Here is a 20328-nt window from a genome sequence, read left to right as displayed (position 1 = left end):
TGCCACTCATCTCAGGAGACATTTCCATGTCCACCGTAGCCGTCACCGACGAAACCTTTGACGCCGAAGTCAAGAACTCCTCCGTTCCCGTTGTCGTAGACTTCTGGGCCGAATGGTGCGGCCCCTGCAAGCAGATCGGCCCCGCTCTGGAAGAGCTGGCAGCCGAATACGGCGACAAGGTAAAGATCGCCAAGGTCGACGTTGACAGCAACCCGAACGCTGCTGCCGCCATGGGCGTGCGCGGTATCCCGGCGCTGTTCATCTTCAAGGACGGTCAGGTTGTCTCCAACCGCGCCGGCGCCGCACCCAAGGCTGCGCTGCAAAGCTGGATCAACGAAAGCATCTGATCCGCTTGGATCTGAAGCGAGAATTTTTGAAGGGCGCCCCGGTGGCGCCCTTTTTCATGTGGGCCTGCAATAAAACCCGTCCGGTGATCTGCGCCTATTTGGGTGCGCGCGTGAACACCATCTTCTGGTTGGCTAGTTTCTCCTGATCGCCAACCCAAGCGTAGCAGAGCAGCGACGGGTTATGATCCGCCACGGTGATGCGGTGCAGCTGTCCCGGCGGGTTGAAAATCAGCGACCCCGGCGCATAGACCCCCTGATCATTCTCCGACACGGCGCCAGAGAGACAGATATAGCTCTCCGAGATGCCATCATGGGAATGGGCCGGATAGGTGCAGCCCGGCGCGAACAGGACAAGACCCAGGATCACCTCGTCGGTCATTACCGGGCCGGTGGGACCGGCCAGTTCGGCATAGGCGTATTTGCGCTCCAACCCGCGCGGCACCTTTTCATAGCCGTATTGCCAGACCAGATGCTGCCGCACCGCCTCGATCGCGCGGATAAAGGCGCCGTGGCGTTCCTGCCGTCCGTTGTCGAGCGCCCGCTGCAGGTGCGCCGTCACGGGTTTATCAACGCTGGCACCGGCGCGAACCTCGGCATTGCATTTCAGAACCCGGCTGATGCGTTCACGGACCATGCGCTGATGGCTGCGGATCTTGACGCTGCCGCCCGCAGGCAGGCGGCGGTAGAACTCATAGAAATCCCGCAGCAGATAATCCCACTCGGGGCTATCTTTCAGACGCGTGTGTTCTGTCATGTCGGCGCCCTCCTCTGACGGTTGCCCAGCTTGTCTCCGCATGCTGCGGTTCGCTCTAGCGCCACAGCGACGGGATGGAGTCGCAATTGCAGCTCCCGCAGGCACCGGACCCTGAAAGGCGCCCCTTTTCCTTGCCTCCGATCCCCGTCAAAGTGGCCGCAAACAGACAGGAGGACCGTCATGGCCAAAACGCGGGTACTGGTGGAATTCGGCATGGGCACATCCCTGCGCCGCGCAGATTACACCGAAGCGGCAAAACGCGCGATCAGGGATGCCCTGTGGCACAATTCGGTCAACATGGCCGAACTGTTCGATTTCCCGAAGGAAGCCATGATCATCGACGCCGAAATCGGGGTGCAGCAGCCGGGCTCCGTGAATGCCGATGCGCTGAAGGAGATCTTTCCCTATGGCCGCCCCGACATCCGCATCACCAAAGGTGGTCTGGATATCGACAAACCGGGTGGCGGTAAGACGGTCATCGCCAATGCCGCCGTCATTGTCTCTTTTGAAATGGAGACGGTGTGATGACGGAGAAACGTATCATTCTGGAAATGGGCACCGGCAACGATCTTTATGGGCAGGACTACACCAAGGCGGCCCGGCGTGCGGTGCAGGATGCGCTGCATCATTCCTCGATCACCCTGTTTTCCGAACTGGGCATCGATCATTCCGAAATGCGGGTTGAGGTGACTATTGCCGTGCAAAAGCCCGAAGCGGTGGACTGTGATCTGCTGGCCGCCGATCTGCCGCGTGGCCGGGCAAAAGTGCGGGCCGTCTTCGGGGGGCTGGATGTGGCGGGTGTGGATGGCAAGGCGCCGCATGTCATCGCAACGGCTGCGGTCGAGGCCTGGCTGCCCGATCTGGCCGGACGCTACAGGTGGTCGGAATAAAAGCCCCCTGAAATGCACAAAGCCGTCCGGGTTCGGACGGCTTTGCTAGCTGTATAAGGTCATGTGAAGGTCTGCCTATCAGATCTTCGAGATGTCTTCGCGGGTCAGACCGATATCGGCCAGCTGGACGTCGGACAGACGGTACAGCGCACGGCGGGTGATGCGGGCTTCACGGGCTTCTGCGAAGGCAGCTTTTGCGTTCAGAACGGTGTCGACGATGCGGAGGACGGCAACCGCACCGAGGGGTGCATGGATATTTGCTGTTGTGGCCATTTTATGGGTCCTGTAACAAAACAACCGGCCCCATGCCGGTGTTATCGCCCATGTAGGAGAGGCGGGTGAGTCTCACAATTGCCCGTTTGACAGTCCCGATCTGCGCCTATTGCATAACAAATGATCAGTTTGTTAACGCCGTGATCCGCTCTTCTAATACAGTGCAAGGGGCGCATCAGCGGGTTTGATAACGGCCGCCGATCGGCACATTTGCCCGGGGCCGAACGCCGATCCATCCTTTGGCATGCTTTGCCGTTTCATCGCCTGGCTTGCAATCATTTGATAACGCATGGGTTTGCCCTGCATCTCTCATAGTTTTCGGGTCAGGAACCCCGTCAACAGCCCCCTGCCCGCCAGATGGATCAACGCAAGTTGAAGGCTAGGCACGGCAATAGATTGGGCAAAGGCAGCCGCAGGTCAGATACCCGGTTGAGCAATAAGGACCCAACGCCCATATATGGCTGCAACAACACTGGAGGCATGCATGGCAGACGATCAATTCCCCGGCTGGCACGGGACCACCATTATCGGTGTCAAGAAAGACGGGCTTGTGGTGATTGCCGGTGATGGGCAGGTGTCGCTGGGCCAGACCGTGATCAAGGGCAGCGCCCGCAAGGTTCGCCGCCTGTCCCCCGGCGGCTATGACGTGGTCGCGGGCTTTGCCGGCTCCACCGCAGATGCCTTTACCCTACTGGAGCGGCTTGAGGCCAAGCTGGAAGCAACGCCGGGCCAACTGGCGCGCGCCAGCGTCGAACTGGCCAAGGACTGGCGCACCGACAAATACCTGCAAAAGCTCGAAGCGATGCTGATCGTCAGCGATGGAACGGACCTTCTGGTCATCACTGGCGCCGGCGATGTGCTGGAGCCGGAACATGACGTAGCCGCCATCGGTTCGGGCGGCAATTTCGCCCTCGCGGCGGCCCGCGCGATGATGGACAGTGACAAATCGGCGGAAACCGTGGCCCGCGAATCCATGGCGATCGCCGCCGATATCTGCGTTTACACCAACGGCAGGCTGACCGTCGAAACCATCAGCCCGGAGAAATAGGGTGTCCGGCATCGACCGCGATGATCTGCGCGCCGCCGTGGGATCGGGCCTGCTGAGCGAGGCGCAGGCTGCCTCGCTGCTGGCGCTGGCCGACAGCCGCCGGGGCGCGCGTGAAAACCTGGCAGAAGGCGATGAACCGTTTGAGCTATTCAAGGGGTTCAACGAGATCTTCATCGTCATCGGGCTGCTGATCCTCGCCTCCGGATGGGCGGCGGTCACGGCAGCAATGCTGGCGGGCAGCCTGGGCGGATATCAAAGCAAGACGGTCACCGCCGCGGTGATCGGCGCCGCGGTTCTGTGGGCGCTGTCAGAATATTTCATCCGCCGCCGACGTATGGTGGCGCCGGCCATTGCGCTGTCTGTCCTCTGGGCGCTGAATGCCGGGGCAGGGCTGTCGGCGCAGTTTTCCCAGCCCTTCATGATTGCCCAGACCGATTATTCCAGCATGCAGCTGCCATTCGCGCTGACCACGGTCGCCATCGCCATCTACTGGCTGCGGTTCCGGGTGCCCTTTGCCATGGCCCTGATCGCGCTTGGCGTTTTTGCACTGGCACTGCTGATGGGGGCGATCCGCATGGGTACCCCCGCCGATATCGGCGATTTCTTCCTACTGTCGGCCAGCGGTCCCTTCGCCTGGATCACGCTGTTGGTGGGCCTTGCGGTCTTTGTCGTGGCGATGGTCTTCGACATGAGCGATCCGCACCGGGTCACCCGGCGCTCGGCGCAGGGGTTCTGGCTGCACGTGGTCGCTGCCCCGGCGCTGGTCAATACCATCGCGCTCAGCCTGCTGGAAAACGGCAGCAGCGGCGCGCATCTGCTGCTGCTGGCCGTGCTGTTGGCCTTTGCCTTTGTTGCCATCGTGATCGACCGGCGGTCATTCCTGATTGCCGCGATCGGCTATAGCGTGACCCTGGCCGGAACGGTGTTCGACGGCGAAGGCGCCGCATCGACCATTCTGGTTCTGGGCGTGTTCCTTGTGGCGCTGGGGGCTTTCTGGACCCGCATCCGCGCCGCGCTTCTTTCACCCTTGTCCGGGCTGGTGCCGCTTCACCGGCTGCCGCCCTCTCATTGATACGGGAAATCCCATGACTGACCTGACACCCCGCGAAATCGTTTCCGAACTGGACCGGTTCATCATCGGCCAGAAAGACGCCAAACGCGCCGTCGCCGTCGCCCTGCGCAACCGCTGGCGGCGCAAGCAGCTAGGCGATGACCTGCGCGACGAGGTTTACCCCAAGAACATCCTGATGATTGGCCCCACCGGCGTCGGCAAGACCGAGATCAGCCGCCGTCTGGCGAAACTCGCCCGCGCGCCCTTTATCAAGGTCGAAGCCACCAAGTTCACCGAGGTCGGCTATGTTGGCCGTGACGTCGAACAGATCATCCGCGATCTGGTGGACACCGCGATCATGCAGACCCGCGAATTCATGCGCGAAGACGTCAAGGCCAAGGCCCACAAGGCCGCCGAGGAGCGCGTCATCACCGCCATCGCCGGCACCGAGGCCCGCGACAGCACCCGCGAAGTGTTCCGCAAGAAACTGAAATCCGGCGAGCTGGACGACACCGTCATCGAACTGGAGGTCACCGATACCTCGAACCCGATGGGCGGCATGTTCGATATTCCCGGCCAGCCCGGCGGGGCCATGGGCGGCATGATGAACCTGGGCGACCTGTTCGGCAAAGCCATGGGCGGGCGCACCGTGAAGAAGCGCCTCACCGTCGCCGAAAGCTATGACGTGCTGATCGGGGAAGAGGCGGACAAGCTGCTGGACGACGAGACGGTCACCCGCGTTGCCCTGGAATCGGTGGAGCAGAACGGCATCGTTTTCCTGGATGAGATCGACAAGGTCTGCGCCCGCTCCGATGCCCGTGGTGGCGACGTCAGCCGCGAAGGCGTGCAGCGCGATCTGCTGCCGCTGATCGAGGGCACCACCGTCAGCACCAAACACGGACCGGTCAAAACGGACCATATCCTGTTCATCGCTTCCGGTGCTTTCCACATTGCAAAACCGTCAGACCTGCTGCCGGAATTGCAAGGCCGTCTGCCGATCCGGGTGAACCTGCGCGCTCTGAGCGAGCAGGATTTCATCCGCATCCTGACCGAGACAGACAATGCGCTGACCCGCCAGTACACCGCCCTGATGGGCACCGAGGAGGTCGAGGTCACCTTTACCGAAGAGGGTATCGCGGCGCTGGCGAAAATCGCGGCCGAGGTGAACCAGTCGGTGGAAAACATCGGCGCGCGGCGCCTTTACACGGTGATGGAACGGGTGTTCGAAGAGCTGTCCTTTACCGCGCCGGACCGGGGCGGCGAGGCGGTCGTGGTTGATGCCAAATTCGTCTCCAAGAACCTTGGTGAGCTGGGTGGCTCCAACGATCTGAGCCGCTACGTCCTGTAAACAACACCGCCCGGTTGCGGCTGGTCCTGCCAGTTGGAACCGGGCGGTTTCCGGTATATCCAAGGCGTGAAACAGGTTGGATATTTGGCATGTTGTTTTTCCGGAAGGTTTTGTTTCTATCCCTTTTTGCCGCTGCCGCCTGTGGCATTCGGCCGTCGACACCGACCATCCCCGAAGCGCTGGAGATCGGAACGGCAAAGACGATCTTTGCCGCCACGATCCGTGACCCGCTGCCCGAAGGCGGGTTTGGCAATGGAAGGACCGAAGACTATCACCTGCTGGAATTGACCGTTTCGATCCCGCCCAACCACCAGCCCGGGCAGCTGCTGTTTGCCTATGACACACCGGACCCGAAGACCGAGTTTACCATGGCCGCCCGGCGGAAGATCGAAACTTCCGCAGTTTTCATGGATCGACTGAACCGTGAACTGGCAAAATTTGAACCGGACGAGCGTGACATCACCGTCTTTGTGCATGGGTTCAATTCCACCCAATCCGAAACCGCCTTTCGCGCGGCGCAGCTGACCCATGATACCAAGGTTCCCGGTGCCACCGTGGTCTATTCCTGGCCCAGCCTCGGCAGTCCGCTTGGCTATGCTTATGATGCCGACAGCGTGATGTTTGCCCGCGACGGGCTGGAACGGCTGCTGAAACAACTCAGCAAAAGCAACGCGCGGCGGATCGTTCTGGTGGCGCATTCCATGGGGTCGATGCTGGCGATGGAGACATTGCGCCAGATTGAAATCCGCACACCCGGCTGGTCTGACAGGAACCTTGACGGCGTGGTGCTGATGTCGCCGGATCTGGATCTGGACGTCTTTCGCAGCCAGATGAGCCGCCTCAACCCGGTTCCGCAGCCATTTCTGGTTTTCATTTCCCGCAAGGACAAGATTTTGACCCTGTCGCAACGGCTGCGGGGCACGTCCAGCCGCGCGCGGCTGGGTAATCTGGGATCGACCGATGGTCTGGAGGATTTGCCGATCAGCATCATCGACACCACCGATTACGCCGATTCCGCCAGCTCGGGCCATTTGGTTGCTGGCACCTCACCCGCGCTCCTCGCGATCCTCAGTTCGGCGCGGCAATCATCGCAAGCGTTTTCACGCAAAGGGTTGATCTTTGATGGGGTGCTGCCGCCACCGATGGTGGAGAAAAAGCAGATTCAGGATCTGTCGCTCATCGATATCACGGACAGCCAGCGATAACCGCGCGACGATCAGCGTCCGCGCCGCAGATAGACGTAATAGGCACCCTCGCCGCCATGGCTGATATGGGCCGGCGTCACCTGCAACACCGCCTGCGACAGCGGCGGCAAGGCCAGCCATTGCGGCACCCGGTGACGCAGCACGCCGCGCGGGGTGGGGATTGGTCCCGGCTCGTCCCGATCCTTGCCCTTGCCGGTCACGACCAGCACCAGCCGCTTCCCCGAGGCCTGCGCCGACAGAATGAACCGGGTCAGGGCGGGGTGCGCCGTATCCACCCGCATGCCATGCAGGTCCAGCTTGCCCTCGGGGCGCAGCTTGCCGCGTTTCATCCGTCGAAACGCTTTTTCATCCATCTGCACCGGCGCCGAAGACAGCGATTGCGCCACAGGTTTCTTCAGATCGTGTTTGCCAGGCTTTGACGGCGCCCGACTACCCAGGCGGAAGGCTTCGATCTGGGGTTCGGAGTGCGGATGCGGTGTCTTTTTCGGCTTTGGCTTGGGCAGCGGCAGATCAGGCGGCGTCGTATGACTGCCCGGATGCAGACGCTCCGCGTGTTTGACGACCTTGTGCCAAAGGTCGATTTCATCCGATGTCAGTTTGCGCCGGGTCATCAGAAATCTTCCGGCAACATCGCATAGGCGCGTTGAATGGGCAGGAAAACGATCATCCGCCCCGGATCCCGCAGACGGCCGGCCGCCTCGCCGGCGCCATCCCCGGTGCCAAAGAATATATCCGCCCGCTGTGCACCCTTGATCGCCGATCCGGTATCCTGCGCGATCATCAGGCGGCGCATCGGCTCCGCGCCGTCCTTTTCCACCCAGACCGGCGCCCCCAGCGGCGTGTACTTCGGATCCACCGCGATACTGCGCATCGCCGTAACCGAACGGTTCATCGCCCCCAATGGCCCCTTCGACGGGTGCACTTTTTTCACCTCGCGGAAGAACACATAAGACGGGTTGTGCATCAGCAGCTCATGACCCGCCATGGGATTGCGCCGCACCCAGGCCTTGATCACCTGGGCGCTGACCTGATGCGCCTTGTAGATGCCGCGCCGGACCATTTCAGCGCCAACCGATTTATATGGGTGCCCATTGGCCCCCCCATAGCCGACGCGAACCGAAGCACCATCGGGCATCTTGATCCGGCCGGACCCCTGAATTTGCAGAAAGAACAGCTCAACCGGGTCATCGACCCAGGCGATTTCCAGCCCGCGCCCGTCCATGACACCACTTGTCAGGATATCGCGGCGCGGCAGCCACAGGTTGGTCTGGCGCGCTTCGTTTGGCATTTTGTAGACAGGATAGCGAAACCGGTCCGTCCGATAACGCGACCCCTGCAATTCCGGTTCGAAATAGCCGGTGAACAGGGGATCTGCGCCGTCCTCGATCAGGACAGGGCGAAAGAACAGCTCGAAGAATTGCTTGGCCCCGGCAGGCGTCTGCGATTGCGCCAGCGCGCAAAGGCTTTGCCAATCGGGGTCGTCAAGGTCGGGACAGGTCCCCAGAAACACCTCAAGCGCCTCGGCGTGGTTGTCCCTGTCCCAGCCGTCCAGCTGTGAGAAATTCAATATGGAATAGGCAGTCTCGCCGGATGCGCCTGAAGCGGTCATGGCAGCACCAATAATGGCTGCTGCCCGGAATGCCGCCCGTAGCGCCCCAATCATGCGTCCGTGGCCACCAGTTGCCAGTTCGGATCGTCGGTGCCCATCGAACGGGCAAAGACCCAGGTGTCCTTCTGGCGTTTTACGGCCTTGGGATCGCCTTCGACGATTTCACCTTCGCTGTTGCGCACAACCGAGGTCAATTCAGCCACGAACCGCATGGTGATTTCGGCAGTGCGGGTGCTCTCATCGAACCGCGCATCCGCAAGCGTGGTTTCACGCACCCCGATGAATTCGGCCTCGATGGTCAGCCCCTGATCTTCGCGGTGCGCCACGGCATCGACAAAGCTTTCGTAGACGTCGCCAGCCAGCAGCGGCTCCAGATCGTCGAGTTCGCCGTTTTCAAAGCCCATCAGGATCATCTCATAGGCACCGCGTGCACCGTGCACGAAGTCCTGCACCTGGAACGACGGCTCTGCCCGCTTCATCGCGGCCAGCGCGTCGGCCTGGGGCGAGCCTTCGGCGACGTAATCGGTGATATCCAGATCCGGACCGCCTTCGATCACTTCGAAGTCGGGGCGGCGTTTCTCTGCCGGGGCCTGCTGCGGCTGAGTGGGCTTTTCGAACCCTTCACGGGTGCCCAGAACGTTTTTCAGGCGCAGGATCAGAAAGACGGCGATGCCGGCCAAAACCAAAATCTGAATCAAGGGCGACTCCATGTGAACCTCGTGCTAGGCATTGGTGCCTTGTTTGAAACCAAAGCGGACTGCTCTTATGTAGGTGACGGGTGGGGCCAAGTCCACCGTTCAGCGCAAGATCCAAGGACCCCAAAATGTATCTTTTTCTGGCCTTTCTGATGGTGCCACTGGTTGAAATCGCCCTGTTTGTACAGGTAGGCGGGATGATCGGACTGTGGCCGACGCTGGCCATCGTGGTGCTGACCGCCATTCTGGGAACCTCGCTTGTGCGCTCGCAGGGGCGGCTGGCCATGGGGCAGTTGCGTTCCTCGTTCCAGACCCTGTCGGACCCGGCTGAACCGCTGGCGCATGGGGCGATGATCCTATTCGCCGGCGCCTTGCTCCTGACGCCCGGTTTTTTCACCGATGCGGTCGGTTTTGCACTGCTGATGCCGCCGGTGCGGCTTGCGGTGTTCCGCTACATCAGCAAACGGGTGACCGTCGCACGGTTTGAAATGGGCGCCGGAATGGGACCTGGACAGGCCCGGCCCGGTGGGCCCCACGGCCCCCATGGCCATGCGCAGCATCCCGGGCAACGGCGTCCGGGGCAGCCCGGCGATGTGATAGACGGCGAATACGAAGATGTGACGCCCAGACGCCCGGGGGATGGCCCCTCCGGCTGGGTCAAAGGCCCGGAAGACGGCCCCAAATAGGGCACAGTCAAAGCCTGTTGCGCCACGCTGTTTGCCACGGTTGGACAGACCGTTGAGATACCCGCGCCAAGCTGCTAAGCAATCGGCAAAGATATATTTTCAGGAGTATCTCCATGGCCGAAAACGACACCCCAGAGGGCGCAGCAGCAGCCCCGCAGCAGCCCCAGGTCCAGATGAACATTCTGGGTCAGTTCATCCGCGACATGTCGTTCGAAAACGTGATGGCGCAAAAGGGTGCTGCCGGTGAAGTTCAGCCCGACGTGAACGTTCAGGTCAATCTGGACGCCAAGAAACGCGCGGCGGAACACCAGTACGAAGTTATGACCAAGCTGACCGTCGAGTCCAAGAACAAGGACGGTGGCGAGGTTCTGTTCGTTCTGGAGCTGGAATATGTCGGCGTCTTCAACATCCAGGGTGTTCCGGACGATCAGCTGCACCCCTTCCTGCTGATCGAATGCCCGCGCATGACCTTCCCGTTCCTGCGCCGCATCGTGTCCGACGTGACCCGCGACGGTGGCTTCCCGCCGCTGAACCTCGATAACATCGATTTCGTTGCGATCTACCGCAACGAGCTGGCACGCCGTCAGGCCGAAGCCCAACCGACGCAATAAGTCATTTTATTGCTTTGAAAATTCAAACGCTGTCGGTCAGACCGGCAGCGTTTTTTATTTGTCGGGACAATATGTCAGGACTGTGCCGAAACCCAAAGTGCGTCTTCGCCCAGTTTTTCCACAAAGGCATCATGGGCAGCTTTTTCCTCGGCCGTCAGGCGCGAGGGCAGGGGGGTCGGCCGTGGTTCCGGGCGCCAATTGCTGTCTACCGATGCAGTATCCGATCCGCTGGCGCTGCTGGACAGAGCGAAATCGGGCTGACGGCCACCGATCAGCTCCAGATAGACCTCGGCCAGGATTTCCGAGTCGAGAAGCGCGCCGTGCAGGGTTCGGTTGGAGTTATCGATGCTGAACCGGCGGCACAGGGCATCCAGTGTTGCCGGTGAGCCGGGAAACCGTTTACGCGCCATGGCCAGCGTGTCGATCGCCTGTTCCATCGGCAATTGCGGCAGGTTCATCCAGCCCAGTTCCGCGTTCAGGAACTTCATGTCAAAGCTGGCATTGTGGATCACCAGCCGCGCATCACCGACGAAATCCAGAAACCCCTGACCGATCTTGGCGAACACCGGTTTATCGCGCAGCGTGACCGCTCCCGGCGCCGGCGTCTGCGGCGGGCTCAGCAGGTCCGGACCGATGCCGTGCACGCCAAATGCCTCTTCGGGCATGTCGCGCTCGGGGTTGATGTATTCGTGATAGGTCCTGCCGGTGGGCATGTGATTATAGAGTTCCACCGCACCGATTTCGACGATCCGATCCCCGGAAAACGGATCAAACCCCGTGGTCTCGGTATCCAGAACGATCTCACGCATCTGCCATCTTTCTCCTGATCTCGGCCAGGATCTGTTCCACCTGCGCGCGGGCGTGTTCCAGCGTGTCAGTCTCGATCACGTAATCGGCGCGGGCGCGTTTCTCTTCGATTGGCATCTGTTTCTGCAGGATCTGCTCGAATTGCTCAACCGTCATTGTGCCACGGTCCAGAACCCGTTGTTTCTGGGTTTCCGCATCCACGGTGACGCAGGCCACGGCATCCATCGCTGCCTCACCGCCAGTTTCAAACAACAGCGGGATGTCGAAGACGAGGATATCGCTCTCTGCAGTGCGACGAAATTCGGCGCGGTCTTCCCCAACCAGCGGATGCACGATCTTTTCGATCCGGGGCAGGGCAGAGGGGTCGCGGGCAATGATGTCCTTCAGCGCGGCACGATCCACCGCACCGTCGACAATCGCCTCCGGAAACTGCGCCTGCATTGGGGCGACAGCGGCGCCGCCTGGCATATAAAGACGATGCACCGCCGCATCCGCATCCCAGACCGTGCAGCCCAGTTCGGCAAAGATCTTTGCCGTGGTGCTTTTGCCCATTCCGATGGAGCCGGTGAGACCCAGTTTAAACGTCATGCCAGTGCTGCCGCCCGTGTTTCCTCATCCACTTCGGGCCGTTTGCCAAACCAGCGTTCAAAGCCCGGAACAGCCTGGTGCAGCAGCATTCCGAGACCGTCGACAACGGTGCAACCTGCGTCCTCTGCGGCTTGCAGCATATCTGTTTTCAGCGGGGTATAGACCAGATCGGTCACAACGCAGCCCGGGCGCAAACCGTCCATCGGCACCCGCAGCCGCGGCTTCCCTTCCATTCCTAGGGAGGTGGTATTCACCACCAGCGCGGCTTCTTCGACGATATTGCCGGCCAGAACCCAATCCACGACCTTGATACGTTTGCCGAATTCTTTGTGCAGCTTGTCCGCCCGTTCGCGGGTTCGGTTGGTCAGCATGATCTCGGTCACGCCAGCCTCGATCAGCGAGGCAACCACCGCGCGGCAGGCGCCGCCGGCGCCCAGAACCACCGCAGGGCCCGCGTCCGGTTTCCAATCCGGTGCACCCTGATGCAGATTGGTGATAAACCCATACCCATCTGTATTATCAGCCAGAACCGATCCATCTTCGCGGAAGATCAACGTGTTCGCCGCCCCCATCAGCGTGGCACGGTCCGTAACCTTGTCGGCGATTGTCATCACCGTTTCCTTGTGTGGTAAGGTCACATTAGCCCCGACAAAGCCGGCCTTTGGCAGCGCGCGGATCACAGTTTCAAGATCCTGCGGTTCCACGTGCATCGGCACATAATGTCCGGCGATTCCGTATTTGCGGAGCCAATGGTTCTGGATCTGCGGCGAACGTGAATGGGCCACCGGGCATCCAATGACCCCGGCCAGAGGTATCTTCACGGCATTCATTGATCGATAATCCCCTGCAGTCCAAGGTAGTTTATAAGTTCAGTCAGCGGCAGGCCCAAGACATTAAAATAGCTACCATCGATACTGGCGAACAGCCGCACGCCTTCCTCTTCCAGTTTGTAGGCGCCAACGGCGTGGCGGATGCTGTCCCAGTTGCGGTCCACATAATCACGCAGATACTCATCCGAGGCTTTGCGCATCAGCAACCGGACCTGACCGACGTGGCGCCACAATGGTTCTCCATCGCGGTAGATCACCGCCGCGGACAATAGCATATGCCGCTGTCCGCGCATCTCACAAAGCTGCGACAGTGCCTCTTCGGCAGAACGCGGTTTGGACAGAAGTTTTCCCTTGAAATCAAGTACCTGATCGCAGCCGATCACCATCTGACCAGGATGTTTACTGCTGATCTTGCGGGCTTTTGCCTCGGCCAGGGCATCGGCGATATCCCGGGGCGGCGCGCCCTCTGCCAGCAAGGCTGCCTTGATGCTATCTTCATCAAGACGCGGCACATCTGTTTCAAAGGGAATGCCTGCCTGCCGCAGCAGCTGGGCCCTGATACTAGACCCGGAGGCGAGCACGATGTGGGCAGTCATGTGGAAAACCCCGTGGGAAAGCGGTTCGGAAGTTAAGGACGTTTTGTATGGTTTTCCCCGGTTTTGGCAAGCCCACAGGCAAAGCCCGGATTCCATCCCAGTTTCACCCGCATCCATCCCGCGTGGATTGGGATAACTTCAAACCCGGGGATATCCCAGAACTTCACAATCGATCCCTTAGTTATCCCCACGATGCTCAAGATTAAGGATCACTTAACGATCCATAAAACAAAGGCCGTTAAGGATTCTTATACCCTTTCAAGCCGCCAGCTGGTGGAATCTTGTCCACGCTGGGGATAAGGGGAGGAAGCACTCAGTAATCCACGGAAAACAGGGGGCCCTACAAAAACATCATCCTTTACATCTTTCTTATTTATTTTAGGGTGACCCAAACGAACGGCGGAGAAGACACGCATGGACCTGACAGACTGGATGTACACCCTGTACCCCTATGCAAAGTCGCTCCATATCATGGCCGTGCTCAGCTGGATGGCGGGTCTCTTCTATCTCCCACGTCTGTTCGTGTATCACGTGGAGCAGGCTGTGAAGGTGCCAGAGACGGGTCCGGTGTTCCTGACCATGGAACAGAAGCTCATGAAGGTGATCATGCGCCCTGCGATGCACACCGCCTGGCTCGCCGGCCTTTTCATCGTCTTTACGCCGGGCATGATCGACTGGTCCTATATATGGCCTTGGACCAAAGGCGCCTGTGTGATCGGTATGACGCTGTTTCACACCTGGCTTGTCTGGCGCATCAAGGATTTCGAAGCCGGGCGGAACCGCCTGACGGGAAGACAGTTCAGGATGGCAAATGAAGTGCCGACGCTCCTGATGGTGGTCATCGTCATATCGGTCATTTTCAAGTTCTGAGGCCGATCTTACGCCCCTGACAGGGTCGGGCGTGCCTCTTACGCCCCTGACAGGGTCGGGCGTGCCACAGTTGTCAGCATTGCCTCAGGCGGTCTCTGAGGCGGTATTTGACTCATCGTGGACATGCCCCTATGTATGGCCCTCAACGGGCCCGTCCGGGCATTCGTGTCTTCCGATTTGATAATGACACCTCTCCCCGATGCCGGGGACGCAAAGGCTGTATGTAGATGACCGTCCAATCCCTGAATCTTTCCGATCTGAAAGCCAAAAGCCCCAAGGACCTTTTGTCCATGGCTGAAGATCTGGAGATCGAAAACGCCTCGACCATGCGCAAGGGCGAGATGATGTTCCAGATCCTGCGTGAACGCGCAGATGAAGGATGGGACATTGCCGGCGACGGCGTTCTGGAAGTTCTGCAAGACGGATTCGGTTTCTTGCGCTCGCCCGAAGCGAACTACCTGCCCGGTCCCGATGATATCTACGTCTCGCCCGACATGATTCGTCAGTATTCTCTGCGCACTGGCGATACCGTCGAAGGGCAGATCAAGGCGCCACTGGAAAATGAACGCTATTTCGCGCTGACCAATGTCACCAAGATCAATTTTGAAGATCCTGAAAAGGCCCGTCACAAGATCGCGTTCGACAACCTGACGCCGCTGTACCCGGATGAGCGGCTGAAAATGGAGGTCGAAGATCCCACGATCAAGGATAAATCCGCGCGTGTGATCGACCTGGTCGCGCCCATCGGTAAAGGTCAGCGCTCCCTGATCGTGGCGCCGCCGCGGACTGGTAAGACCGTGATTTTGCAGAACATTGCGAACTCGATCGAGAAGAACCATCCGGAATGCTACCTGATCGTCCTGCTGATCGACGAACGCCCGGAAGAGGTCACCGACATGCAGCGTTCGGTCAAGGGCGAGGTCGTTTCCTCCACCTTTGACGAGCCGGCAACGCGCCACGTTGCAGTATCGGAAATGGTCATCGAAAAGGCCAAGCGTCTGGTTGAGCACAAACGAGATGTTGTGATTCTTTTGGACTCGATCACAAGACTTGGTAGGGCCTTTAACACCGTGGTTCCGTCCTCGGGTAAGGTTTTGACCGGCGGTGTCGACGCCAACGCCCTGCAGCGGCCGAAACGCTTCTTCGGTGCTGCCCGGAACATCGAAGAAGGCGGATCGCTGACCATTATCGCAACCGCGCTGATCGATACCGGCAGCCGCATGGACGAGGTCATCTTCGAAGAATTCAAAGGTACCGGTAACTCCGAACTGGTCCTGGATCGTAAAATTGCCGACAAACGCGTCTTCCCGGCGATCGATATTCTCAAGTCGGGCACCCGGAAGGAAGACCTGCTTGTCGACAAGGGGGATCTGGCTAAGACCTTTGTTTTGCGGCGAATTCTCAACCCGATGGGTACCACGGACGCCATTGAATTCCTGCTCTCGAAGCTGAAACAGACGAAATCCAATTCTGAATTCTTCGACTCGATGAACACCTAGAACCCGGCAGCTCAGGAAAGGACGGCCACACATGGATACGATCTTTGCGTTGGCCTCTGCTCAGGGGAAGGCCGGGGTATCGGTTGTTCGTGTCTCCGGCCCCCAAGCCCTGGAGGCGATGAATGCGCTGTCCAAAACCCCTGTGCCGGTTCCCGGGCGGGGTCTGCGGGTTCTGACTGATGCGGCAGGCAGCCCTCTGGATGAGGCGCTGGTGCTGTCTTTCGCCGCACCGCATAGCTTTACCGGGGAAGATGTCGTCGAGTTTCAGGTCCATGGCAGTACGGCTGTGGTGTCCGCTCTTCTGGAAAGGCTGGGGCAGCTCGACGGACTGCGTCATGCAGAGCCCGGTGAGTTCACTCGAAGAGCGCTGGAGAACGGGCAGTTGGACTTGGCACAGGTCGAAGGCCTTGCCGATCTGATCGACGCCGAAACCGAAGCGCAGCGTAAACAGGCCCAGGTGGTTCTCTCGGGCGCGATCGGGAAATTGGCAGAACGTTGGCGAGCCGATCTGATCCGGGCAGCCTCTTTGATCGAAGTCACCATTGATTTCGCGGATGAAGAGGTTCCGGTGGACGTTACGCCCGAGGTATCGAGCCTCCTTGCAGGCGTTCAAAAGGATTTGGAAACCGAGGTCGCCGGCGTCAAAATCGCCGAGCGCATCCGCTCTGGGTTTGAGGTGGCCATCGTTGGTGCGCCAAACGTCGGGAAATCGACGCTTCTGAATGCGCTTGCGGGACGTGAGGCAGCCATTACGTCGGAATACGCTGGCACCACGCGGGATATTATCGAAGTGAAGATGGATCTCGCTGGCCTTCCGGTCACGCTTCTGGACACAGCCGGCCTGCGCGATACCGAGGATCACGTCGAAAGCATTGGTATTGCCTTGGCGCGGAAGAGGGCCGAGAATGCTGATATCCGTGTGTTTCTGGCAGAAGCTAGCGAAACGCCTGACGTGGAAATGCAGGACGGAGATATTCGCCTGCTGCCAAAAGCGGATGCTCGGGATGATGCGGAAGATGCAATTTCCGGGAAAACGGGGCAGGGGATCGATAGGCTAGTTGAGCACATTGCGACGGTTTTGAAGTCGCGCTCGGCTCATCCAGGGATCTCCACCCGAAATCGCCACAGGGAGGCTTTGTCTTCCGCGTTGAAGAGCTTACATCAGGCGCAATCGGTTCTCGAACTGGGACCGGAGCACTATGATCTTGCGGCTGAGGATATGCGATCAGCAATCCGATCGCTTGAACTGTTGGTTGGACGTGTCGGAGTTGAAAATCTCCTGGATGAGATTTTTTCTAGTTTCTGCCTTGGAAAATGAGGAGTGTTTCACGTGAAACATTCAGCCTATGACGTTGTTGTAATCGGCGGTGGTCACGCCGGCACCGAAGCTGCTCATGCGGCGGCTCGGATGGGTGTAAACACCGCGCTGATCACGTTAAAACGCGAAGGCATCGGTGTTATGTCCTGTAACCCGGCTATTGGCGGTTTGGGCAAAGGCCACCTCGTACGGGAAATTGACGCTCTTGACGGCGTCATGGGTCGTGTTGCCGATCTCGCTGGCATTCAGTTCCGACTCCTGAATCGGCGGAAGGGACCAGCCGTCCAGGGCCCTCGCGCCCAGTCCGACCGAGCAATCTATCGTCGGGAGATGCTCAAGCTTACCGAACAGCAGGACTGTCTCGACATTATCGAAGGTGAAGCGACCGATTTCATCATGTCCGGCCAATCGGTAACCGGCGTCGTCTTGGCAGATGGATCTCAAATCCCGGCGAAGGCTGTCATTCTTACCTCCGGGACGTTTCTGCGTGGTGTTATTCATATCGGAGATGTGTCGCGACCTGGCGGCCGTATGGGCGACAAGCCGTCGGTCAGCCTGGCAGAGCGTCTCGATAGCTTTGAATTACCGTTGGGACGCCTCAAGACCGGTACGCCGCCTCGGTTGGACGGCACAACGATTCGTTGGGATGAATTGGAATCGCAGCCCGGGGATGATGATCCAACGTTCTTTTCCTTTGCAACCACGCAGGTGACCGCAAAACAGGTGTCCTGCGGTATCACGCACACCAACGAAAAGACGCATGAGATCATTCGGGAAAACCTTGAACGATCTGCTATGTACGGCGGTCATATCGAAGGGGTCGGACCGCGGTATTGCCCGTCGATTGAAGACAAGGTCGTCAGGTTCGCTGATAAAACATCGCACCAAATCTTTTTGGAACCAGAGGGCGTCGACGATAACACCGTTTATCCAAACGGGATTTCGACAAGCCTGCCGGTGGATGTTCAAGAGGACTACGTGCATTCGATCTTTGGCCTGGAAGACGCCAAGATCATTCAACCCGGATATGCCATTGAGTACGATTACATTGATCCGCGGGCGCTAACACTGGGTTTAGAACTCAAGGAAGTTCCCGGCTTGTTCTTAGCTGGACAAATTAACGGTACAACCGGATATGAAGAGGCCGCTGCACAGGGCCTGGTCGCAGGCCTCAATGCTGCGCGGCGGAGTAGGGAGGAGGACCCGATTATCTTTGGTCGCTCCGGCAGCTACATTGGGGTTATGGTTGATGACCTGACCACGAATGGCGTGACGGAACCCTACCGGATGTTTACTTCCCGTGCGGAATTCCGTTTGTCCCTTCGGGCCGACAATGCGGATCAGCGCCTCACGCCTCTGGCGATTGAAGTCGGCTGCGCGGGGCAGGCCCGCAAAGAAATGTTCCAAAAGAAGATGGAGCGCCTGGATGCTGCGCGTGATGTTCTGACTGAGTCGGTTTTCACTCCAAAACAGGTTTCCGAGGCTGGTATCCGCGTAAATCAGGATGGCAATAAACGGACCGGCTTGGACGTCCTGGCGTTTCCTGATGTGTCGTTCGAAGATCTTTTTCCTTTGCTACCTGAACTCGCGAACAGCGATACTACAACACGACGTCAGTTGGAGCGTGACGCGCTTTATGCAAATTACATCGACCGGCAGGAGCGAGAGATCGCAGCGCTAAAGCGGGATGAGAGCTATCTGATCCCGAGGGATTTTGAATACGTCGGGATCGAAGGTCTTTCCAACGAGTTGCAACAAAAACTGGAGCGAGCCCGGCCTGAAAACCTGGCGCAGGCAGCACGTCTGGATGGGATGACGCCGGCTGCACTGGCCCTGCTTTTGGCAAGGTTGCGGAAGAGTTCCACCCAACGGAGCCGTACTGAATGACAACCGAAGCTTTGTTGGAACGGCTGAATGTTTCACGTGAAACACTCGACCGGCTGAAAATATTCGAACAAGTTTTGCTAAAATGGAATCCGAAGATCAACCTAGTTTCTCGGAACAGCCTGGATGACCTTTGGACCCGTCATATCATCGATTCGGTTCAGGTTTTCCGATGTGTTTCTCCGCCAAATCACTGGGTTGATATGGGAAGTGGCGGTGGCCTTCCAGGTGTTATCGTCGCCATTATGGCGGCAGAGGAATCTCCGAATACCAAGGTTACCCTGATCGAATCGGATCAACGAAAGTCGGCCTTCCTGCGTACGGCGGCACGGGAGTGCGGGGCGAAACTTACCGTAATTTCAAAGCGAATAGAGCAGGCGGACCCGCAAAATGCGGATGTTCTGTCTGCGCGGGCACTTGCGGATCTGTCGCTCCTACTGGAATTTTCTGAACGTCACCTCAGCCCGACAGGCACCGCCTTGTTCCCAAAAGGTGCAAACTGGAAAAAAGAAGTGGATAACGCGCGGCAACGATGGCGATTCGATTTCGAACCGATTACAAGTTTAACTGAACCCGACGCGGTCGTACTGAAAATAGAGGGAGTTGCTCGTGTCTGACTTATCCCGCCCGGATGGGCCACGTATCATCGCGGTTGCTAATCAAAAGGGTGGAGTAGGTAAGACAACGACGGCAATAAACCTCGCCGCGGCCCTGGTCGAAGGCGGATTGCGTGTCCTGGTCGTTGATTTGGACCCGCAGGGGAATGCATCCACCGGTCTGGGAATTGAGGCCGATGATCGGGACTACACCACCTACGATCTTTTAGTTGATGATGCGCCGCTGTCCGAGGTTATTCGGGCAACTGAGATCGAGGATCTCTGCGTTATTCCGGCGACGGTGGATCTGAGTTCCGCCGATATCGAACTGGTTTCCAACGAAAAACGCAGCTTCCTATTGCATGACGCCCTGCGACAGACGGCGATGGACGAATACGAATGGGATTACATCCTGATCGATTGCCCGCCGTCGCTGAACCTGCTGACGGTGAATGCCATGGTCGCCGCGCATTCGGTTCTTATCCCGCTGCAAAGTGAGTTCTTCGCGCTTGAGGGGGTATCGCAGCTAATGCTGACGATTCGTGAGGTACGGCAGGCGGCAAACTCGGATCTGAGGATCGAGGGTGTGGTGCTAACGATGTACGACCGTCGCAATAATCTGTCGCAACAGGTTGAACAGGATGCGCGCGACAACCTGGGTGAGCTGGTCTTCCGGACTGTGATTCCCCGGAACGTACGGGTGAGCGAGGCGCCGTCCTATGCGTTGCCGGTCCTGAACTACGATACGAACTCGCTGGGGGCGCGGGCGTACCGGGCACTGGCAGAAGAAATAGTCGCCAATCATCAAAGACTGGCAGCATAA

General features: G+C 59.0%; 24 protein-coding genes. 15 read left to right on the top strand and 9 right to left on the bottom strand.

Annotation, left to right across the window (positions count from 1 at the left end; all coding sequences use genetic code 11):
• Positions 1 to 26 precede the first annotated feature (26 nt).
• Positions 27 to 347, top strand: a complete 321-nt coding sequence (gene trxA / locus C6W91_RS02885; protein WP_065272019.1) for a thioredoxin — start codon at positions 27 to 29, stop codon at positions 345 to 347.
• 94 nt (positions 348 to 441) lie between these two features.
• On the opposite strand, the gene C6W91_RS02880 is transcribed toward trxA, so the two are convergent.
• The gene (locus C6W91_RS02880) at positions 442 to 1101 is read right to left on the bottom strand and encodes a dimethylsulfonioproprionate lyase family protein (RefSeq protein ID WP_274838041.1); all 660 of its coding nucleotides are present in this window, start codon (positions 1099 to 1101) and stop codon (positions 442 to 444) included.
• 180 nt (positions 1102 to 1281) lie between these two features.
• Here C6W91_RS02880 and C6W91_RS02875 point away from each other — a divergent pair, with 180 nt between their 5' ends.
• Together C6W91_RS02875 and C6W91_RS02870 are read left to right on the top strand one after the other, a co-directional pair.
• Positions 1282 to 1626: a Lin0512 family protein gene (locus C6W91_RS02875; protein ID WP_274838042.1), complete on the top strand. Its 345-nt coding sequence runs from the start codon at positions 1282 to 1284 to the stop codon at positions 1624 to 1626.
• Positions 1626 to 1991: a Lin0512 family protein gene (locus C6W91_RS02870; RefSeq protein WP_274835156.1), complete on the top strand. Its 366-nt coding sequence runs from the start codon at positions 1626 to 1628 to the stop codon at positions 1989 to 1991. The genes C6W91_RS02875 and C6W91_RS02870 overlap by 1 nt, the downstream gene beginning before the upstream one ends.
• A gap of 78 nt (positions 1992 to 2069) precedes the next feature.
• Here C6W91_RS02870 and C6W91_RS02865 read toward each other — a convergent pair whose 3' ends face one another.
• A complete protein-coding gene (locus tag C6W91_RS02865; RefSeq protein ID WP_065272015.1) occupies positions 2070 to 2264 on the bottom strand; it encodes a DUF1127 domain-containing protein in 195 nt (64 codons plus the stop codon).
• A gap of 484 nt (positions 2265 to 2748) precedes the next feature.
• Here C6W91_RS02865 and hslV point away from each other — a divergent pair, with 484 nt between their 5' ends.
• From hslV to C6W91_RS02845, 4 genes are all read left to right on the top strand, one after another.
• On the top strand, positions 2749 to 3312 hold the full coding sequence (gene hslV / locus C6W91_RS02860) for an ATP-dependent protease subunit HslV (RefSeq protein WP_065272014.1): 564 nt from the start codon (positions 2749 to 2751) through the stop codon (positions 3310 to 3312).
• A gap of 1 nt (position 3313) precedes the next feature.
• Positions 3314 to 4384, top strand: coding sequence for a hypothetical protein (locus C6W91_RS02855; RefSeq protein WP_274835157.1), 1071 nt, complete (start codon positions 3314 to 3316; stop codon positions 4382 to 4384).
• 13 nt (positions 4385 to 4397) lie between these two features.
• On the top strand, positions 4398 to 5711 hold the full coding sequence (gene hslU, locus C6W91_RS02850) for an ATP-dependent protease ATPase subunit HslU (RefSeq protein ID WP_065272012.1): 1314 nt from the start codon (positions 4398 to 4400) through the stop codon (positions 5709 to 5711).
• An 89-nt stretch (positions 5712 to 5800) separates the two neighbouring features.
• Positions 5801 to 6916 carry an alpha/beta hydrolase gene (locus C6W91_RS02845; RefSeq protein WP_274838043.1) on the top strand — a complete coding sequence of 372 codons (1116 nt, stop codon included), beginning with the start codon at positions 5801 to 5803 and terminating at the stop codon, positions 6914 to 6916.
• A gap of 11 nt (positions 6917 to 6927) precedes the next feature.
• On the opposite strand, the gene C6W91_RS02840 is transcribed toward C6W91_RS02845, so the two are convergent.
• The 3 genes from C6W91_RS02840 to C6W91_RS02830 are packed head-to-tail and all read right to left on the bottom strand — an operon-like array spanning position 6928 to position 9235.
• Entirely contained in the window at positions 6928 to 7527 is a 600-nt protein-coding gene (locus tag C6W91_RS02840; protein WP_065272010.1) for a Smr/MutS family protein, read from the bottom strand.
• Entirely contained in the window at positions 7527 to 8579 is a 1053-nt protein-coding gene (locus C6W91_RS02835; RefSeq protein ID WP_065272009.1) for a murein transglycosylase A, read from the bottom strand. The genes C6W91_RS02840 and C6W91_RS02835 overlap by 1 nt, the downstream gene beginning before the upstream one ends.
• Entirely contained in the window at positions 8576 to 9235 is a 660-nt protein-coding gene (locus C6W91_RS02830) for a Tim44/TimA family putative adaptor protein (protein WP_274830000.1), read from the bottom strand. Before C6W91_RS02830 ends, C6W91_RS02835 begins: the two co-directional genes overlap by 4 nt.
• A gap of 113 nt (positions 9236 to 9348) precedes the next feature.
• On the opposite strand from C6W91_RS02830, the gene C6W91_RS02825 reads away from it, so the two are divergent.
• Together C6W91_RS02825 and secB are read left to right on the top strand one after the other, a co-directional pair.
• Positions 9349 to 9906: an FxsA family protein gene (locus C6W91_RS02825; RefSeq protein WP_274835160.1), complete on the top strand. Its 558-nt coding sequence runs from the start codon at positions 9349 to 9351 to the stop codon at positions 9904 to 9906.
• A gap of 113 nt (positions 9907 to 10019) precedes the next feature.
• Entirely contained in the window at positions 10020 to 10517 is a 498-nt protein-coding gene (secB, locus tag C6W91_RS02820) for a protein-export chaperone SecB (protein WP_274829998.1), read from the top strand.
• Between the two features lie 74 nt (positions 10518 to 10591).
• Here the strand turns inward: secB and dnaQ are convergent, their stop codons facing one another.
• The 4 genes from dnaQ to C6W91_RS02800 are packed head-to-tail and all read right to left on the bottom strand — an operon-like array spanning position 10592 to position 13338.
• Positions 10592 to 11326, bottom strand: a complete 735-nt coding sequence (gene dnaQ / locus C6W91_RS02815) for a DNA polymerase III subunit epsilon (RefSeq protein WP_274838044.1) — start codon at positions 11324 to 11326, stop codon at positions 10592 to 10594.
• Positions 11319 to 11912 carry a dephospho-CoA kinase gene (coaE, locus tag C6W91_RS02810; protein ID WP_370570414.1) on the bottom strand — a complete coding sequence of 198 codons (594 nt, stop codon included), beginning with the start codon at positions 11910 to 11912 and terminating at the stop codon, positions 11319 to 11321. The genes dnaQ and coaE overlap by 8 nt, the downstream gene beginning before the upstream one ends.
• Positions 11909 to 12742: a shikimate dehydrogenase gene (locus C6W91_RS02805; protein ID WP_065272003.1), complete on the bottom strand. Its 834-nt coding sequence runs from the start codon at positions 12740 to 12742 to the stop codon at positions 11909 to 11911. The genes coaE and C6W91_RS02805 overlap by 4 nt, the downstream gene beginning before the upstream one ends.
• Complete coding sequence (locus tag C6W91_RS02800) at positions 12739 to 13338, bottom strand: nucleoside triphosphate pyrophosphatase (RefSeq protein WP_065272002.1); 600 nt, start codon at positions 13336 to 13338, stop codon at positions 12739 to 12741. The genes C6W91_RS02805 and C6W91_RS02800 overlap by 4 nt, the downstream gene beginning before the upstream one ends.
• 414 nt (positions 13339 to 13752) lie before the next feature.
• On the opposite strand from C6W91_RS02800, the gene C6W91_RS02795 reads away from it, so the two are divergent.
• From C6W91_RS02795 to C6W91_RS02770, 6 genes are all read left to right on the top strand, one after another.
• A complete protein-coding gene (locus C6W91_RS02795) occupies positions 13753 to 14208 on the top strand; it encodes a CopD family protein (RefSeq protein ID WP_065272001.1) in 456 nt (151 codons plus the stop codon).
• A 227-nt stretch (positions 14209 to 14435) separates the two neighbouring features.
• On the top strand, positions 14436 to 15707 hold the full coding sequence (rho, locus tag C6W91_RS02790; protein ID WP_065272000.1) for a transcription termination factor Rho: 1272 nt from the start codon (positions 14436 to 14438) through the stop codon (positions 15705 to 15707).
• Positions 15708 to 15738: 31 nt separating this feature from the next.
• A complete protein-coding gene (mnmE, locus tag C6W91_RS02785) occupies positions 15739 to 17025 on the top strand; it encodes a tRNA uridine-5-carboxymethylaminomethyl(34) synthesis GTPase MnmE (protein ID WP_274840512.1) in 1287 nt (428 codons plus the stop codon).
• Between the two features lie 12 nt (positions 17026 to 17037).
• A complete protein-coding gene (mnmG, locus tag C6W91_RS02780; protein ID WP_065273648.1) occupies positions 17038 to 18912 on the top strand; it encodes a tRNA uridine-5-carboxymethylaminomethyl(34) synthesis enzyme MnmG in 1875 nt (624 codons plus the stop codon).
• The gene (gene rsmG / locus C6W91_RS02775; RefSeq protein ID WP_065271998.1) at positions 18909 to 19526 is read left to right on the top strand and encodes a 16S rRNA (guanine(527)-N(7))-methyltransferase RsmG; all 618 of its coding nucleotides are present in this window, start codon (positions 18909 to 18911) and stop codon (positions 19524 to 19526) included. Before mnmG ends, rsmG begins: the two co-directional genes overlap by 4 nt.
• The gene (locus tag C6W91_RS02770) at positions 19519 to 20328 is read left to right on the top strand and encodes a ParA family protein (RefSeq protein WP_065273647.1); all 810 of its coding nucleotides are present in this window, start codon (positions 19519 to 19521) and stop codon (positions 20326 to 20328) included. The genes rsmG and C6W91_RS02770 overlap by 8 nt, the downstream gene beginning before the upstream one ends.

Origin of the sequence: Phaeobacter sp. SYSU ZJ3003 (assembly GCF_041300735.1) — a bacterium.
Taxonomy (GTDB): Bacteria; Pseudomonadota; Alphaproteobacteria; order Rhodobacterales; family Rhodobacteraceae; genus Phycobacter; species Phycobacter gallaeciensis_A.
The sequence above is the reverse complement of the archived record's forward strand: the minus strand, read 5'-3'. Positions and strand labels throughout refer to the sequence as shown.